At 41.7% G+C, this 17,885-nt stretch carries 12 protein-coding genes; 10 read left to right on the forward strand and 2 right to left on the reverse strand.

Going from position 1 to position 17,885, the window contains the following annotated elements; genetic code table 11:
• Positions 1 to 58: 58 nt before the first annotated feature.
• From E0E36_RS18525 to E0E36_RS18565, 8 genes are all read left to right on the forward strand, one after another.
• Complete coding sequence (locus tag E0E36_RS18525) at positions 59 to 940, forward strand: cation diffusion facilitator family transporter (RefSeq protein WP_130857281.1); 882 nt, start codon at positions 59 to 61, stop codon at positions 938 to 940.
• A gap of 60 nt (positions 941 to 1,000) precedes the next feature.
• The gene (locus E0E36_RS18530) at positions 1,001 to 3,529 is read left to right on the forward strand and encodes a heavy metal translocating P-type ATPase (RefSeq protein ID WP_130857282.1); all 2,529 of its coding nucleotides are present in this window, start codon (positions 1,001 to 1,003) and stop codon (positions 3,527 to 3,529) included.
• Positions 3,530 to 4,585: 1,056 nt separating this feature from the next.
• A complete protein-coding gene (locus tag E0E36_RS18540; protein WP_130857284.1) occupies positions 4,586 to 4,921 on the forward strand; it encodes a hypothetical protein in 336 nt (111 codons plus the stop codon).
• A 243-nt stretch (positions 4,922 to 5,164) separates the two neighbouring features.
• Entirely contained in the window at positions 5,165 to 6,010 is an 846-nt protein-coding gene (locus E0E36_RS18545; RefSeq protein ID WP_130857285.1) for a FixH family protein, read from the forward strand.
• A gap of 30 nt (positions 6,011 to 6,040) precedes the next feature.
• Positions 6,041 to 8,044, forward strand: coding sequence for a TonB-dependent receptor plug domain-containing protein (locus tag E0E36_RS18550; protein WP_130857286.1), 2,004 nt, complete (start codon positions 6,041 to 6,043; stop codon positions 8,042 to 8,044).
• A 723-nt stretch (positions 8,045 to 8,767) separates the two neighbouring features.
• Positions 8,768 to 9,889 (forward strand): helix-turn-helix domain-containing protein, encoded by a 1,122-nt coding sequence (locus E0E36_RS18555; protein WP_130857287.1) that lies wholly within the window; start codon positions 8,768 to 8,770, stop codon positions 9,887 to 9,889.
• Between the two features lie 49 nt (positions 9,890 to 9,938).
• Positions 9,939 to 11,387 (forward strand): serine hydrolase domain-containing protein, encoded by a 1,449-nt coding sequence (locus E0E36_RS18560; protein ID WP_165447033.1) that lies wholly within the window; start codon positions 9,939 to 9,941, stop codon positions 11,385 to 11,387.
• 267 nt (positions 11,388 to 11,654) lie between these two features.
• On the forward strand, positions 11,655 to 12,290 hold the full coding sequence (locus tag E0E36_RS18565) for a class I SAM-dependent methyltransferase (RefSeq protein ID WP_130857289.1): 636 nt from the start codon (positions 11,655 to 11,657) through the stop codon (positions 12,288 to 12,290).
• A 164-nt stretch (positions 12,291 to 12,454) separates the two neighbouring features.
• Here E0E36_RS18565 and E0E36_RS18570 read toward each other — a convergent pair whose 3' ends face one another.
• Positions 12,455 to 12,805: a hypothetical protein gene (locus E0E36_RS18570; protein ID WP_130857290.1), complete on the reverse strand. Its 351-nt coding sequence runs from the start codon at positions 12,803 to 12,805 to the stop codon at positions 12,455 to 12,457.
• Positions 12,806 to 13,050: 245 nt separating this feature from the next.
• On the reverse strand, positions 13,051 to 13,884 hold the full coding sequence (locus E0E36_RS18575; RefSeq protein WP_130857291.1) for a pPIWI-associating nuclease domain-containing protein: 834 nt from the start codon (positions 13,882 to 13,884) through the stop codon (positions 13,051 to 13,053).
• Between the two features lie 156 nt (positions 13,885 to 14,040).
• Between E0E36_RS18575 and E0E36_RS18580 the strand changes: the two genes are divergently transcribed.
• Together E0E36_RS18580 and E0E36_RS18585 are read left to right on the forward strand one after the other, a co-directional pair.
• On the forward strand, positions 14,041 to 15,924 hold the full coding sequence (locus E0E36_RS18580) for an ATP-dependent nuclease (protein WP_130857292.1): 1,884 nt from the start codon (positions 14,041 to 14,043) through the stop codon (positions 15,922 to 15,924).
• Positions 15,917 to 17,836, forward strand: a complete 1,920-nt coding sequence (locus E0E36_RS18585; RefSeq protein WP_130857293.1) for a UvrD-helicase domain-containing protein — start codon at positions 15,917 to 15,919, stop codon at positions 17,834 to 17,836. Before E0E36_RS18580 ends, E0E36_RS18585 begins: the two co-directional genes overlap by 8 nt.
• Positions 17,837 to 17,885: the final 49 nt, after the last annotated feature.

Below are 17,885 nucleotides of genomic sequence, written 5' to 3' on the forward strand. Positions count from 1 at the left end.
ATGTTAATCAGTAAAACTAAAGAAAGAAAATAGGTAAATAATCAACATTGCAGACAAAATGGAAACCGTATCGACAGCTTTTAAACACAAGCGAAAATTGAAAGTGGTATTGGCATTTACATGTTCCTACCTGATTGCAGAGGTTGTGGGGGGAATATGGACTGGGAGTCTGGCCCTTTTGGCTGATGCGGGACACATGCTTACCGATGTGGGAGGACTTGCCTTGGCGCTCTTTGCCATTAATATGGCGTCCAGACCTCCATCTGCGGAAAAAACTTATGGCTATTACCGAGTGGAAATTCTGGCAGCGCTGACCAATGCGCTTGTTCTGATAGGAATTTCCGTCTACGTGCTGTATGAGGCATACCTGCGTTTTTTGGATCCCCCTGAAGTCCAGAGCAAAGGAATGTTGATTGTTGCCGCCATCGGACTTGTGGTAAACATTCTGGGTATGTTGATCCTGCGCGGGGCCTCAAAGGGCAGTTTAAACATGAAGGGAGCCTATTTCGAAGTACTTTCCGATATGTTGACATCCATTGGGGTCATTGTAGCGGGGATAATCATGCTCACCACGGGCTGGTACTATGCCGATCCCCTCATTTCGGCCGGTATAGGTCTGCTCATTCTTCCCAGAACCTGGATTCTTTTGAAGGATTCGGTCTCTGTACTTTTGGAGGCAACACCCAAGGATGTAAATGTGGAAGCGTTAAAATCCGCGATATTGGGATTGGAAAAAGTTAAGGGTGTATATGATCTGCACGTCTGGTCATTGACTTCCGGAATAAACGCCATGAGCGTTCACATCATCGTTTCCGGGGATAGCGAATATGATGAATTGCTGAATACCATAACGGAATATATAAAAAGTAATTTTACGATAACCCATACCACGTTGCAACTCGAATATTCGGACAAACTCGAACCACACGCCGGTTGGTGATCGGTACGGGGTGTAATGTCAGGAGGAATTGTTACTACATCTTACAATACTTAATTAATTATGAAAAAGACAAAACTTAATATCGATATACTTTTTCCGGATATCACAAACGGAGATGACAAGTGCATAGATCGTCTCATTACCCATCTGGAGGGCTACAAGGGAATCGAAAAAGTGCATCTCAGTAAAAAGGCTGATCAGAAAGCGGCGCAATTGTGCTTTCATTACGATCCCGGCCGTATGCATGCCGGAGAGGTTGTGCAGATAGCAAAAAGGGTCGGTGCAGAACTGAACAATCGCTATGGGCACATGCTCCTGCAGAACGCAAAGGTCCGTGAGCCGCGTCAGGCCAAGAGACTGGAAAACTCACTGCGAAAAATCAAAGGGGTAACCCAAGTTTCTGTAGCGGGCACCGGAATGATCAGCCTGGAATACGACGATACCCTTGTTCATAAAAACATACTATTGAAAAAGCTTGAAAATGAGGATGTCCGGCTTGTGCAGGAATCCGGCCATTCGCTCGAAAAGAAAAAAGAAAAGCTTCAGCATCCGAGCGATGACAATCGGAAAGGGGATAAAAAAAATACTGTAGAGTCAGAAGGGGATAAGCAAATAAAAGTCTCCGGTGACGCAGATACCGGCCATGAACATGGCGGTTGGTTCGGCCATAACAGTGAATTGATATTCAGTCTGATCTGTGGAGCCTTATTGGGGATTGGCTACGGACTGACCTTTATAGAGGGCGTTTCAGAATGGATTCCAAAAGGATTTTTTTGGGGGGCTTATTTCTTCGGGGCCTATTATGTTATTATTGAGGCCTATGAGGCAATATCCAAGGGTGAGTTTGAGATCGACTTCCTGATGTTGGTCGCAGCACTGGGAGCAGGTATTCTTGGCCAGTGGGAAGAAGGCGCCCTTTTATTGTTTCTTTTCAGTCTGGGGCATGCACTGGAACATTTTGCCATGGAAAAGGCCCGCAAATCCATCGAGGCATTGGCCGATCTAGCGCCGAAAACCGCACTCCGCAAGAACCAAAATGGTACAGAAGAAGTCCCTATCGAAGAGTTGGGGGTCGATGACGTAATCGTCGCACGGCCCAATACCCGCATCGCTGCAGATGGTATAATCATAAATGGAACTAGCAGTGTGGATCAGTCGCCGATCACCGGTGAGAGTATTCCCGTTGACAAATCGGCACTTGAAAATTCTTCCGGGAAGGTAGATTTCCAAACCGTAGATCAAAAATACAAAGCATTTTCAGGCTCCATAAACGGGAATGGAACCCTTGAAATTAAAGTGGTGCGCACGGCAAAGGATTCCACCATATCCCGTGTTATTGAAATGGTTAATGAAGCGCAGACACAGAAATCCCCAACACAACAGTTTACCGACCGCTTTGAAAAATTCTTTGTTCCGGCAGTTCTGCTATTAGTTGTATTGTTGTGCTTTGCCTTTTTGGTTATAGACGAGCCATTCAAGGACAGCTTTTACCGCGCGATGGCGGTTCTGGTGGCAGCAAGTCCGTGTGCACTGGCGATATCTACACCGAGTGCCGTACTCAGCGGTGTTGCAAGGGCCGCCCGCGGAGGGGTTTTGGTTAAAGGAGGCAGACCACTGGAGGACCTGGGCTCGTTGACAGCCCTGGCGTTCGACAAAACGGGGACACTGACAGAAGGCAAGCCTAAACTTACCGAAGTCAAACCGCTGGAAGGAACCAGCGAAGAGGAGCTGCTCGGTATTGCAGTAGCGGTTGAATCCCTGAGTGACCATCCGCTTGCCAAGGCCATTGTTAGGGATGGTAAGGCCCGTCTGAAGGATCGGCAGATCCCCTCCGCGGAAAATCTGGAAGCGATATTGGGAAAAGGTATCAGGGCCAAGCTAGGGCAGAACACAATATATCTGGGAAACCTTCCACTCTTTGAGAAACTCGATGATAGGACGCCGTCCGATGAGTTGGTTTCCGCCGTCAGAGCGTTGGAAAGCAAAGGAAATACCACCATGGTCCTACGTAAAGATGATAGCTATCTCGGCCTGATTGCCGTCATGGACACACCGCGTGCCGAAGCGGCAGATACATTGAAATCACTTCGGGAATTAGGTGTTAAAAGGATGATCATGTTGACCGGCGATAATCAGCAAGTTGCCGATGCCATAGCCGAAAAGGTAAAATTAACGGATGCCTGGGGTGGATTGCTGCCGGAAGATAAAGTGGAGGCAATAAAAAAACTCAGGAACGAGGAAAAGAAAGTTGCCATGGTAGGCGATGGCGTCAACGATGCACCTGCTATGGCCAATAGTACCGTTGGGATTGCAATGGGAGCTGCGGGTTCGGATGTGGCACTGGAGACGGCCGATATTGCGCTTATGGGCGATAAACTCAACCTGTTGCCTTTTGCCATCGGGTTAAGTAGGAAGTCCAAGAGAATCATCAAACAGAATCTTTGGATAAGCCTGGGCGTTGTGGCCGTATTGATCCCGTTGACTATTCTGGGCGTCACATCCATTGGCCCGGCGGTGATGGCCCACGAGGGGTCAACGTTGATTGTGGTCTTTAATGCGCTACGCTTATTAGCTTATAAAGTAAAGTGATATAATCTCGTCCTGTGGCGTAATCTGCAAATGGACCAGTGCTGTTTTTTTATAGTGCTAATTCATAGTCAGCAAGAACGTGAATGTTCTCAAAACTTGGAATGGCTTTATTATTGGAGACCTACACTGCATACCTCACTGTTTATCTATATTAAGCAGTTTATCGCTTTTGGTGATCGAGTGTGTTTAAAATATAGGCTTTCGTGGATAGGACTAAGTACCTTATATTAAGCTTGGAAATGGCCGCGCACAAGTTTTCGTGGCGGATAGACGTTTATAAATTAGCTCATGATTAGGTACGACTTAACCCAGAATCTGTTTTAGGCTGCAGGTCTGAAATCAGGTTTGTTCAATACGTAATTAATGCTTATCATGATCCCTCATATTCCAAGAATCGCCGTATGTTTAGGACGAGCATTGTTTCTCCTCCAACCTTTGCAATGAGAGATTTGAACAATTCAAGACTTAAATGCTAATAGCACCACAGCTGTTACAGAATAGTAATATGACCAAGAAGAAGAAACGAATAAAGCGGAAACCAAGTAGACAAAACACCCTTCGAGCCGCGCCAAGACGAAGGGACAAAAAGCCAAGAACAACAATAGAGAAGTTAGCAATGATTGCAGCATGGGTCATTCTTATTTTAACGATTTTTGTTCTAACGGTTTATACGATATTATATGATAGATTTTTGGATAGATTTGACTAAAGTAGGCTAATTTAATAAATCAACTTTTGCTCACTTCCACGATATCAAGTTTTGGGTAGTTAGACAGAAAGAATTGAATTAATTTCGTAAGTCCGAAAAGCCGATAGGGTCCTTATAGAGAAAATTTTGTTATTTATCAATCGCTAGCAAAACAAGCTGGCGATTTTTTATTTCAAAGAGATAGGTAATCAATCAAAGCCGATATTTTGTTTGTTAAATGTCAACTTCACGGGAGTATAATGAAGACAATTTTGTATCTTTGCAACAATCGAAATAACTGTACTTATTTGAAGCTGATATCACAAATAGGGAGAATTTTCATCATGTGCATGGTCCTTTCGGGAATCATGAAAAACACTATTCTCTATACAATTTACGAGTATGACAAGGCTTCCTTTATAGCGATGTATTGCAAAAATAAAGATAGGCCACAGCTGAAATGTAATGGCAAATGTAAACTGGCCAAGATGCAGCAGGAGGAAAATGAGAAGAATACAGCCAATGCCCTGAAACAATTACAATCGGAAGTCATCTGCTTTTACCCCCTAAGAACAACACCGTTTTCAGATAAGGAACATTGCTTCTTTATCCTGCCGACAAACGGGATAGTCACAGATACCCAATTATACTCGTTTATATATGTATCGAAATTGGTTAAGCCACCAGAAACCTATTTAGGTTAGAAAATAGCTAGCGTTCCCCTCCATCCATCGACAGAGATTTTATCGTTCAATGCCGGATATTTATATCGGCAGATTGTCGGGTGCATCGGTATCCGGTAAATCGGTCCTTTGTCCATTTTTAATTTTTCCGGTTGCCTGTCTGCACTATTTTATCAAATTGTTAAGTACTCCGAAGGATACGTTAACTGCTTTAATAGGGATGCACATGACGGGCCTCCTAAATCAACTTCTAAAATTTTAAAAATGAATTTTACCAAAATATTTAAATACAGTTGTCTTTTTGCTGTGGCATGCTTTTTTGTTTCCTGCTCCAAAGACGAGAATGTGGCTCCTTCTAACGAACTGGACGGTTTATCGCCGGCGATGACCTTGGTCAATGAGAACCACCAAATAGAGGTTTATACTGCTGATGGGAAATTTTACACAGGTTATAATCGCATTTATTTTCAAATAAGGAATGCCGATGGCTCATTGATCAACAATGCAACCGCCACATGGACACCGGTAATGAACATGATGAATATGAAACATTGCTGCCCTGCTTCTGCAGTGACAAAAAAAGAGAATGCTCAATCAACCTACGGAGGTCATATTGTTTTCCAGATGGCCGGCGGCGATGAAGAGTATTGGGAACTGACCATAAACTATACGATCAATGGCAATGACTATACTGCAAAAAGCAAGATCGAGGTCGGTGCTGCTCCACGGCGGGTAGTAGAGACCTTTCAAGCCAGTGACGGGAAAAACTATGTCATGGCTATGGTCGAACCGACTGCCCCCCGTGTGGCCATCAATGATATGAAAGCAGTGCTTTACCGCATGGAATCTATGATGAATTTCATTCCGGTAGAAGATTACAAGATTAAGATAGATCCAAGAATGCCGGGAATGGGTAACCATACATCGCCCAATAACATGGATCTGACACAAGGTGCGGATGGTGTGTATCTGGGAAAACTTAGTCTGACGATGACCGGATATTGGAAAATTAACCTTCAACTGGAAAATAATGATCAGGATATCATAAAAGGTGAACCTGTGACCGAAACAAACGAGGGTAGCAGCATCTATTTTGAGCTGGAATTTTAATCGATGTACTAATCAAAGAAATTTTTAAACATGTTTCGATTTGTTATACCAGTCATGGCGCTTATGCTGTGTCCGATGATTATTTTTGCCCAAAGGGATACCGTTTCGCAAGCGGATACCTTGACAACAAACCATGAGCTGGAGGAGGTGGTTATTATTTCGCAAAGAACCCCATCGGCAAAGGTTTCTAAGCCCTTAGGGTCTCTGGATAATTATTTGGGAAGCGCGAACACCGTAAATATGATCAGGAGGGGATCGTATGCATGGGAGCCTTATATCAACGGAATGGCCTCGGAACGTAGCGTAATCACAATCGATGGTATGCGGATATATGCTGCATGTACCGACAAAATGGATCCCGTTACGTCATATGTTGACATAACCAATCTTTCAGGTGCAAATATACATAGTGGGCAATCCGGATCCACCGGAGCCACTATTGCGGGAAGCATAGACCTGGAGAGAAAGAAAGGCTCCTTTGGGAAAAAGGCGTTTGACGCAACCATATTCAGCGGTTTTGAGAGTAATAACAGGCAAAAGATAGGAGGTGGTTCTCTTTCATACGCGCATCCAAAGTTTTTTACGGATATAGATTTTTCTTACCGGGGGGCGGAAAATTATAAAGCAGGTGGAGGTAGGGAAGTTCCGTATTCGCAATTCACCAAATACAATACTTCTCTTACTGCAGGATATCAGATCAACGAACATGAGCAGGTGGAAACTTCGTTAATATACGACCATGCGGTCAATATTGGCTATCCGGCCTTAACCATGGATGTTGATTTTGCTAAAGCCATCATCGGATCTGTAGAATATGTGCGACATCATATCTCGCCTACCATAAAGCTATGGGAAACAAAGCTTTATTATAACAACGTCGTTCATAGGATGGATGACAGTAAAAGACCTGATGTACCTATCCGGATGGATATGCCCGGCTGGAGCAAAACGGTGGGTTTCTATTCCATGCTGCAAGGGGAGAATGAAAAACATCGTTGGCAAACCAATTTAAGTGGTCATCGCAATCGTTCTCTGGCGGAGATGACCATGTTTTCAAATGACCCGGCAGAGAAAGATATGTTTATGCTTACCTGGCCGGGCGTTCTAACTAACTATGGTGATGTGTTCATGGAAGATGAATACAGAATTTCCAGCGATTGGTCAACGGATCTCAGCGCAGGAATAGCGGTTCATAACAATGTAGTGGATAATCAATTTGGTTTAGAGAGCCTGAAAATCTTTTATCCAAATATGCAGAGAAGTAAAAGCCGTTTATTAAAGCGTGCATCGGTCCTGTTTAAATACAACAAAAAGGCGTGGAACGTAGCGGCAGGATTGGCTTATGGAGAGCGGGCTCCGAGTGTTTCAGAGGGCTATGGGTTTTATCTATTCAATAGCTTTGACCGCTTTGATTATATCGGGAATCCTGAAATGAAAAATGAAAAATCAGTTTCGGGAAATGCCAGCTTGTCTTACAACTTACCTGATTTTTCAGTAAAACTCTCCGGGTCATGGTTTTTTATAAAGGATTATATTATCGGACGACCTCGAAGTGGGTTGAGCGTAATGACTATTGGCGCAAGTGGTGTCAAAGTTTACGAGCAATTGGAATACGCCCACATTTTCAATACTTCGATTGATTTATACTATGCGTTTTTGCAAAACTTTTCATGGTCTGGCAGACTGGGGTATCGGAGGGGAACAGCAAGGGAAGTAAATAATTTACCCCTGATTCAGCCAGTCACCTATCGTTCCGACTTAGGTTATTCCTTAAATACTTTTTCTGTTGACCTAGCTGTGGACGGAGCGGCAAAACAGAACCGGGTCAACCCGGAATTTGGGGAAACGCCGCTGCCGTCTTACGCTATACTCAATCTATCCATATCAAACCGGTTTGCTTTTGGACAGCAATCAATGTTAATTAAGGCTGGCGTAGAGAATTTTTTAGATAAAAACTACACCACCTTCTCCGACTGGAACCGGATTCCGAGAATGGGAAGAAATTTCTATTGTAACGTGGTATGGAATTTCTAAGATCGATGTTCGACATAGATAGGTTTCTTCCGTCTATAAGTGGTGAGAATCCATACTTTTTGGCAAGTTGACCTATGGTGCAATCTAGATTGAAATATATGACGCAACATTATTAAGACGTCAATCGGACTGATATTTTCGGCCTCGGCGACGGCATTTGCAGCAGCGGCAGGTCTACTAGCGGAAGTGCCGGTTCTTATCAGTCTGGTACACTTAGGTCTTTACTTCAAGTGACAATTCTTTTGCGGGAACGAAAGGGAGAGGCTAAAGGTAAAAATGATGGCTAAATAATTGTATCCGACTTTTGGTGTGCTGCTCACCCGGCGGTGAACGATGTGGACTTTTCGTCGCCACCTATCCGTTCCATGATTGCAGTCGCTCCTTTCTTCTCGCTTTTCTTCCAATAGAAAAGTAGCTTAACCGTCGATTTTTTTTCTGTATACTCAAATGTCTAATGTTTAATAACATTGAGTTAAAAGAAAATATAGAAAAGATACGAAATACTGAATATAATCAGTGAAATAGATGTATTTCCTTTAGTATCCCTGTAGGGAATAAGTAAGCTTGTTTTATATTTTTCAGGGCCAAGTCGTATCAGACACTGACTTCCAAAAGTTCATATAAAGCATTGCTTATAAAAGGTGTTATCCGATTTGCTTACCTTTGCTTTTTATCAATCTTTTTCTTGAAAATATAGTTGGATCGGATTAAAATCGTTTTAATATGACACATTTCCTATTGACATTGATTCTTCTGGGTGCACTTCAAGGTTTTATTTGTGGTGGATTACTGGTGGCTCGAAGACGGGCAACGCTGTCTGAAAAATTATTGGGAACGTTAATTTCTGTCATTGCATTGGCCAATCTGAATATTTTTTTGTGGTATCAACAGCTATCTTCTTTTTGGACTTCGGTAGGAAATATGCTTCCATTGATGTTATTCATGGCCATAGGCCCATTGCTCCTTCTTTATGTGCGCACGCTGTTAAAGAACGAGTATAGTTTAGCAAAAAGAGATTGGCTCCACTTCGTGCCCGTTTTGTTTGATCTATTACCTTACCTGATTGCCGGTAGTTTTTACTTGGGGATTTTGCATAAAATGCCATTCGTTTTTATCGACTATTATAACACATACGTGGATGTTTTACGCTGGATTTCGTTAACAGCATATGTTGGATTGGCCTGGAAAATGGTGTATAAGAACAATCAAGAGATGAATGCAATGGTAAGAATATTGAGGCGGACCATAATGCCCTTCCTCATTTTTCAGGGGATATGGCTGATTTTCCTCTTAATCTATATTCTACCGGCATATCAAACAGCTTTAATCCAATCTGTAGGCTGGTTCTCATTATATATTCCCTTGTCTGCGCTTATTTACTGGATTGGATTTATGGGATTTAACTTAATTAAATTACCCCTTGCGCGGCAAAAGGCTCAAAAGTGCGGTACGTATTTTGCTGATGAAAAAATAGGTGAGGCCATAAAGCAACTTAGGTATGCTATGGAGCACGACGAGCTCTATCTTGATCCGGAATTGAACCTCAGTAATTTAGTGAATTATTCCGGATTATCGCAAAAGCTTATTTCATCCGTTCTGAACCAATATATGAACACCAGCTTTACTGAATTTGTAAACAGGTATAGAGTTGAGGCATTTAAAAGGAAGATATGTGAGGCTGATATGCAGCGTTATTCGATAAAGGGAATCGCTTTGGAATGCGGATTTAGTTCTTTAGCAACGTTTCAACGTGTATTTAAACAGATGACGGGTCAAGTACCATCCTCCTTTCGCCAAGCGAATGGGCTTCCAACAATCCTCAAATCTAGATTTGAGGATAAGTAAGGTTTGTAGCTGCTCAGAGAAGCTGCATCTTTGCCAAAAAAAACAAAAGATGCGCTATTTAGTTCCCATACTCTTACTGGTTGCTTTTGCTGCACACTCGCAGGAGCATTCCGCTAATTTAATTAACCTCGTCGAGCAAAGACTTACTGCAAGTACACTTATAAAGGACACCTTATCCAGTAGCAAAATAGAAAGCCGCATGATCGATTGGAAAGTCAATGGTTTGAGTTTGGCTGTAATCAATGATGGTGCCTTAGCATGGACGAAAGTTTATGGTTTAAGAAACGCAATGGATACGGGTAGTAAACTTGATACGGCAACTTTATTTCAATGCGCTTCCATCGGGAAAATTGTTACAACATTGGCGGCCTTGTATCTGGTAGATAAGGGATATCTCACTCTTGATGAAGATGTGAATAATAAGCTGCTGAGTTGGAAGATACCCGAAAACGATTTTACAGCGCAATACAAGGTAACCTTAAGAGACCTTTTAACCCACACTGCGGGATTGATGGACGGCTACGGTTTTTTGGGATACGCTCCCGGTGAAAAAATCCCTAGTCTATTATCGATCTTAAATGCAATAGATCCTGCCAATAACAGGAAGAAATTGATCGTTGGCGCCGTACCGGGATCTATTGAACGCTATTCAGGCGGAGGATTCATTATTATTCAACAATTAATAGAAGATATTACAAAATTACCATTTGAAAACTTTGTCGACAGTGTGGTATTCAAGCCATTAGGGATGATACATAGTACTTATAACTGCACTCCCGATAAGTCGCTCGGCCGTCCTATCGCTATTGCACACCGTGATAACGGAAAACCTTACAAACAATTTGATTATAGAGTCTATCCGGAAAAGGCGGCCACCGGTTTTTGGAGTACAGCCACAGATTTAGCCCGATTGATGATCGGAATACAAAAAATGAGGGTGGGAGAAACAAATTTGCTCGGTAGGCAAGTCATAGGGCAGATGTTAAGGCCGCAAATCAACGCCATGGGACTTGGCGTTCATCTAAAGGGCGACAGTTCTGTTGCCGGTTTTTGGCATGCGGGAAACAATGCAGGATTTACGGGAATAGTGATGGCTACCTGCGAAACCGGACAGGGGGCAGTGGTGCTGACAAATTCAAACAGGGGTGAATGGCTGGCCATGGAAATATTGAGGAGTGTAGCGAAAGCGTATGACTGGCCTATTACCTTATCATTTCTGCCTACATCGGTGCCTGAAATGGCGGAATATTGCGGTTCCTATGCTACTGCAGATAAGAAAACATTGAAAATCGATGCCGAAAAGGAACGACTGTATTTTACCAGAAATGGCAATAAAAAGAAGTTCTATATTTACCAGATCGAAAGAGATAATTTCAGGATTGCCGAGAAGCCGGATAATCTGCTTTTTATTTTTAAGAGAGATAGAGAAGGGCGCGTTATTGGGCTTTCCATGTATGAAAATGCCGGACAATCCCATTTCTTTTTGGACAAGCTATAAAGGCTCTCTGCCCGGAAATGGTATGGAATAATAATATATCTTCCGAAAGCATTTGTTCGTGTACGGATTATCCGTTACCATTTATACGTCAGGAAAGGTTAGCGATAATAAGATAAGATATCATACAGCCGTATGGTAATAGGCTTTCTGGCTTTCACTTTCGCAAAATGAGGTTTAAAGGGCTTTCTGAAATATAAAGATAGTTTATATTAAAAGCTACCAAACAAAATGCAAGGTTTTGTCTTTTTTAAATATAAAGTGAGCGCAATGAAAAAGACAAGCATGGTATTGGTCATAGTAATAACCTTTGCGGCCATGAGCCCGCTCATGGCACAAGAACGAGGGCATGGTCATGAAACGTATGGGATAAAAAGTCTAGAGTCTTCAGAAAGGGATGCCTATCAGCGACCCGAAAAAGTATTACAATATCTGGGGGATATAAAGGACAAGACGGTCATGGACATTGGCGCGGGAACCGGCTATTTCTCTGTGAAATTGGCGGATAAAGGTGCCCGCGTGATCGCCGCAGATGTGGACGATCAGCTGCAGACATACTTAAAGGAACGCATTGAAAAAAATAATCTGAAAAATATCGAACTGCGCAAAATCCCTTACAACAGTCCATCTCTGCAAAAGGATGAGGTAGATATGGTTTTTATGGCTAACACTTATCACCACATAAAAAGTCGACCGGATTATTTTGCAAAAGTGAAACGGGGTACAAAGGAAAATGGTACACTGGTCATCATCGATTTCTTCAAGATCGATCTCCCGGTTGGACCACCGACCAGCGAAAAGGTATCTTTGGACGATGTAATTTTCGAACTGAAAGCTGCGGGATATACCACATTTGCGGTGGAAGTAGGCCTGTTACCATACCAATTTATCGTTAAAGCAAACTAATCTCCGCTCTGAGCCACCCTGAAGCACTTCGATAAGGGGTTGTTGAATTCTAAATTCTACTTTGGGAAAAACTTTTTTGGCAACCATGTTGAGAATCAGGTAGTCGGGAGCAATTTTAGATTTTGGAGTTAAGGTCAATCCATGTTGACCGCTTGTTATCTGATCTAAATTGTGAGCAAGTCATTCATATAAAAAATACTTGCCAAAGGAGACAGAGTCTGTTGGATCTCATTCGTTGTTTTGTCTTTATAAGTGCAAACAACAATTGGAATATCTGTCACGTTGAACAAACTGAGAAGAGATGGATCTCTTAAGTATGTTAAAGCGAAAATGACTTTTGCACCTTGTTTATTTAACGGTTCGCTGTTAATTTCAATTTCTTCGGCAATATCGATCTCCCTAATTGCAATCTGAGCAATTACGCCAGCAATTAATGTTAAAAGTAGCCTTTCTTCTTCTGAGATTTTACCTTTGATCCTTCGGTCAGCTATTCTTTTCGCTCTTCTCTTTGCCATACACGCATTTTCAAATGAATACTAATATGGGGCTTGTTTATAAATTCTATATTTAGAAGCTGTTAAATAACACGTATGACTTGTGGAGCCAGCCAAGACTAGACTATCAAAGCAATAGGAGACGAAAACAGGAACAGTGTTTGGTGATTATAATTCAATTCTGAATTTTTTATATTTAAGTACTCCAGTTTTGTGGGGAGACGTCAATTACGTCAAGACCTTATACCAATGCATAGAAATTTCCATCATTCATACCAACTGGAGGTATCCACATCATAGTCATCAATTGTGTATTTGCTGAACGGAAATTCGGGGCTGATAACATATCGGATGGCGGTATCGAAAGGGAAGCTTTCATGTAAATCTAATCCGTCACCTTCCCGTCGTTCCTTGCTTGAGCCGTACTCAAGTGTCACATTCAGATTGCCACTAACCTCAACAATAATTTCAGTGCTATTTATCTCTATGATATGGTAGTCCGACACTTCTGAATAATCGACATAGTGATGCGGAGCGAGCATATCGACATTTTGAAAGAAATTGTTTACTATTGATGACAGCATGTGGTCGTCAATGTGGCCATCTAAAAATTGCTTAAGGTCGTTTCGGTATGCTTCAATAGTATCAACTAAATTTATGAAAGCCTGCAAAACATCCTGCGACAAGTCCTCAATGTCTTTATCTGCCATTCCAAACACCTCTGGATTAACGTGGGTATATTTATTTAATATACTAATGGCGCTTTTTACCTCGCCAATGATCTCTGAAAGTGCTTCGGTGTCAAATCCCCAATCTGAAAGACTCTCATCTGTAATTCCTCCCTGTATGGCATACTTGATCCTTTGATGACGGGTAGGATTTCCATCAGCGGTTTCTTTTTTAAACCAAGCACATGCTTTTACATTGTCGTCAGGGGATAGGTTATGCAAAAAGTGGCGCGAAAGTTCGCGGATGGAGTATGCAAAATTGTTCAATCTAAGTTTGTTAGTTGTATCGTTCAAGGTGTCAATAGACGCCGAAAACAGTTCCCTTTCGAAGTCGGTTGTCAGCAGTTCCTTTATTTTTTCTTGGTTTTCCATTATTTAGGGATTGATTCTCGCTAGTTAAACAATTTTATCAATAATTGTATGATTCCGCAATAGTTCACCTGGATTTTTCCGCTGTTCCAATGAATTACGTTTTCGACTTGCGAAAATTTATTGATACTTTTATGGCTGAACCCTATAAACTTAGCTATGTATTTGAGTGCTCTCAAAATCCACAACTTTAGAAAAATTCAGCATCTCCATATCGAGTTTAACAAGGGTGTTAACCTGCTGGTTGGAGAAAATGATGCGGGAAAGACTTCAATTCTGGATGCTATAAGGCTTGTCACTGGCGTTCATGGAAATGACTATTTCAGGGTAACCCATGATGATTTTTATACCGACGGGACTACCAGATGCAATGATCTTCAGATCACTTGTGAGTTCAAGGACCTTTCCAATCAGGAGTCCGCATCTTTTTTGGAGTGGGTAAGTATCGATGGAGATAAATATTACCTCAAAGTAACCCTTAGTGCTAAAAGAAGGGATAAGGGGAATTCCCTATTCGAGGTTTACCATGATCTCAGGGCTGGCGAGGATGAAGAGAGTGGTGCCATCGGTGGCGAGGCAAAAAGTAAACTGAGGGTTACCTATCTTAAACCGTTGCGGGATGCGGCATATGAACTTGCTCCAAGGCGTGGCTCGCGTCTTTCCCAGATATTGGGTGCATATGAGATTTTCCAACAACAACCCAATGTAGTACATCCTTTGGTCGATTCGATGAACAAGGCCAACTCTGAAATAAAAGATTATTTTGGAGATAAAGATGGGAAAATAGTAGCAGATACTATTAATGATACCTATCTGAAGGAGATTTCGTTAAAGAACAATCCGCTGAGTTCCAGGTTTGGGATTGCAGGCAACGAACTGGGAAGAATACTGGAGAAACTGGAGCTGATTGGGTTTTCCCAATCCGATGAAACGAATCTTGGGCTCGGAAGCAACAATTTGCTGTTTATAGCTGCTGAGATGCTTTTATTAAAGAAAGATAACGGATACACTGGCCTGAAACTGTCCCTGATAGAAGAAATTGAAGCCCACATCCATCCGCAGTCCCAAATTAATCTGATAGACTTTCTCAATAAACACTGTGCCAAGCTGGAATTTCAGAACATCATATCGACGCATAGCAATTCCCTTGCCTCAAAAATCGACCTCAATAATCTAATTATATGTAAGAATGGAAAGGCATTTTCCCTTGATCACAAAAATACGATGTTGGAAAAGGGGGATTACGCATTTTTGTCTAGGTTCTTAGATGATACAAAGGCCAACTTGTTCTTTGCAAACGGTGTGCTGATGGTCGAAGGTGATGCCGAAAACCTGATGATTCCTGCCTTTGCCGAAAAAATCGACCTTCCACTGCATAAATACGGTATCTCGATTGTCAATGTTGGTAGTACGGCTTTGCTACGGTATTCCAGGATTTTTCAAAGAAGAAATGGCGAGAAAATGGGTATACGGGTTGCCTGCATATCTGATAGGGATATACCTCCCAAAGTCGCATCTGATTATACCTATGAAGTTAGGCGAAGCTCTGGAATAGTTGAACAGGTGCCATTACTGACTAATGGCAGAAAAACTGAAGAAGATTTCACTGAAATCCAACTTGCCGAAAAGATCACATCAAAAAAAGAAAAGTTCAGGGGAGGTGATGTTGAGGTATATGTTGGCAATACATGGACATTAGAGTACGAACTTGCCAACAGTGTGTTGTCACATTTGATCCACCGAGCTATTCAGATTGCGATCAAAATAGATGATGGCGGAAAGCCGTTTAGCAAAGTTGATTACCTTAAGGTGCTGAGATCATGTGAAGAGCAGCGCGAAGAATGGAGGGCCAAAGCCTTCACAAACGAACAGATTGCCGTTCAGATTTATGCTCCCCTTGAAAGAAAACTTGCTTCCAAAGCAGTAACAGGGCAAATCTTCGCATTTCTTCTGCGCAGAGACAAAACAGACAAGGCAGCGATCATCGTAGATCCGGCTTTGAAATATTTAGTTGACGCCATCAAACACGCCGCACATGTTTGACCTTCGAAAAATTGAAATTACCGACAATGAGGTTCTCGCTGTTGAGCATAAGTTTGGATTCCGCTTCAATGAAGGGCAGTTGAAACTGTTGAGATACTGGGAGACTGTTGATGTACAAGCATGCCCAGGTAGTGGTAAGACAACAACACTGGCGGCCAAGCTCATGCTATTGTCCCAAAAGATACCGCCATCGTTTTCTCAAGGCATATGCATCATTACACACACCAACATAGCTGTTGAAGAGATAAAAGAGAAATTAGGCGATGCTGCAAAATTCTTTTTCCAGTACCCTAACCATTTTGGTACAATCCAATCTTTTGTTGATAAGTACCTTACAATACCTTATTACAAAAACAAGTATAAATCTTCGCCAAAAATTGTTGAGGAATTTGCTTATAATGACATTATCTCTAACTTGTATGAACTGGTGGTAACAAAGACGGTTGATTTCCTTGAGCGTAAAAATGTTTTTTTAGGTGGGCTGGTTTACAATAGGCACAATTTCAACATATCAAAGAACCTGAATAATACTGAAAAATTCGATATTAAGGGACTGAAGCCAGATACATGCGAAAGGTATTATAAGAAAATCCAATCTGCAAAAGAAAAGGTACTTTCATATGGATATATGACCTATGACGAGGCTTATTCCATCGCATTCAAGTATATCAGAGAATTTCCCCATGTTCTGGATGCAATCAGACAAAGGTTTCCGATGGTTTTTGTTGACGAGATGCAGGACATGGAAGTCCATCAGAGCGCCCTCATATCAACCCTGTTCGGACAAGATTCGATCATTCAAAAAATCGGAGATATCAATCAGTCCATTTTCAGTTCGAGGGCAAGCGAAGACCAAGCGGAGTGGAAACCTGTGATCAACCAGGATATACAGCTTAGAATATCAAACCGGCTTTCCGGTAACATTGCTGCTCTGGTAAAAGACATTTGTTGTAGACCGCAGGAAATGACTGGCCGCGACCACTCGGAAATCAAACCGATAATCTTTGTCTACGAAACGCATTCTATACTTAAGGTCAAAGATGAATTTGCGAAACGGGTAATCATAAATAACCTGGCTTCCGTCGGTGATATCAAAATCATTGGTTCAAGGATTGGAAAGGATTCCAAATTGAACATATCTTCATATTGGCCGGAATTCAATAGAGTCTATCAAAAAAGTCATTATAAAAATCTGAATTCCTATCTAAATTATCTCGAAATTAATTTGCCTTCAATACAAAATGTTAAACAGGTTAGGCTTACTTTTTTAAACTGTATCTGTGAATGCCTCAAAATATGTGGCATAAAAAATCCATTAACGAACTTCAATTTTACACCGTTTTCTTTTATCAAATATGTGAACGACGTCGGGCACCCGGATAAAATCATCAACATGGACTTGAAGATTGCTGATTGGATCATCAAAACAAAAAACTCTGTTTCTATTAAGTCGGATTTCATCAGTTTGATAAGAGGTATTTTAAAATTTTTCGGCGGAAACTCGTGCACTGAACTGGAAGAATTTCTTGCCAACGAAGACATTGCCGTTGATGAAGAAAGACCAGAGCAGAAAATTTATACGTTCGTTGACGGAGAAAACTCTGTTGACATCCATTTTGACACGATACACGGTGTAAAGGGAGAAACTCATAGCGCTACATTGTATTTGGAAACATTTACCAGGTTATATGACGTTGGCGGAAAGATATTGAATTTTATCATTGCTGATAACGTGGGTAAAGAGAAGTTGAGAAAAGATAAGGCTTGTTACAAGAAACTTCCACATGCGTATGTAGCATTGACTAGGCCGACTCATTTGTTAGCAATTGCAGTAAATAAGGAAAGGTTTCTACAGACCCACTTGGAATATTTTGGTGAAGAAAGTAATGGATGGGAGTTAGTTTTTATCTAGGTCTTAATAGATGAAAACAAAAAAAGTTTAAGGTAATCTGATATTCGGA

This window comes from Olivibacter jilunii, from assembly GCF_900607235.1.
Lineage (GTDB): Bacteria > Bacteroidota > Bacteroidia > Sphingobacteriales > Sphingobacteriaceae > Olivibacter > Olivibacter oleidegradans.

Excerpts from the sequence above, each read along its gene's own strand:
- E0E36_RS18565 (WP_130857289.1), top strand. The coding sequence starts at position 11,655 with ATGAAAAAGACAAGCATGGTATTGGTCATAGTAATAACCTTTGCGGCC.
- E0E36_RS18555 (WP_130857287.1), top strand. The coding sequence starts at position 8,768 with ATGACACATTTCCTATTGACATTGATTCTTCTGGGTGCACTTCAAGGT.
- E0E36_RS18525 (WP_130857281.1), top strand. The coding sequence starts at position 59 with ATGGAAACCGTATCGACAGCTTTTAAACACAAGCGAAAATTGAAAGTG.
- E0E36_RS18575 (WP_130857291.1), bottom strand. The coding sequence starts at position 13,884 with ATGGAAAACCAAGAAAAAATAAAGGAACTGCTGACAACCGACTTCGAA.
- E0E36_RS18585 (WP_130857293.1), top strand. The coding sequence starts at position 15,917 with ATGTTTGACCTTCGAAAAATTGAAATTACCGACAATGAGGTTCTCGCT.
- E0E36_RS18570 (WP_130857290.1), bottom strand. The coding sequence starts at position 12,805 with ATGGCAAAGAGAAGAGCGAAAAGAATAGCTGACCGAAGGATCAAAGGT.
- E0E36_RS18540 (WP_130857284.1), top strand. The coding sequence starts at position 4,586 with ATGAAAAACACTATTCTCTATACAATTTACGAGTATGACAAGGCTTCC.
- E0E36_RS18560 (WP_165447033.1), top strand. The coding sequence starts at position 9,939 with ATGCGCTATTTAGTTCCCATACTCTTACTGGTTGCTTTTGCTGCACAC.
- E0E36_RS18545 (WP_130857285.1), top strand. The coding sequence starts at position 5,165 with ATGAATTTTACCAAAATATTTAAATACAGTTGTCTTTTTGCTGTGGCA.
- E0E36_RS18580 (WP_130857292.1), top strand. The coding sequence starts at position 14,041 with ATGTATTTGAGTGCTCTCAAAATCCACAACTTTAGAAAAATTCAGCAT.
- E0E36_RS18550 (WP_130857286.1), top strand. The coding sequence starts at position 6,041 with ATGTTTCGATTTGTTATACCAGTCATGGCGCTTATGCTGTGTCCGATG.
- E0E36_RS18530 (WP_130857282.1), top strand. The coding sequence starts at position 1,001 with ATGAAAAAGACAAAACTTAATATCGATATACTTTTTCCGGATATCACA.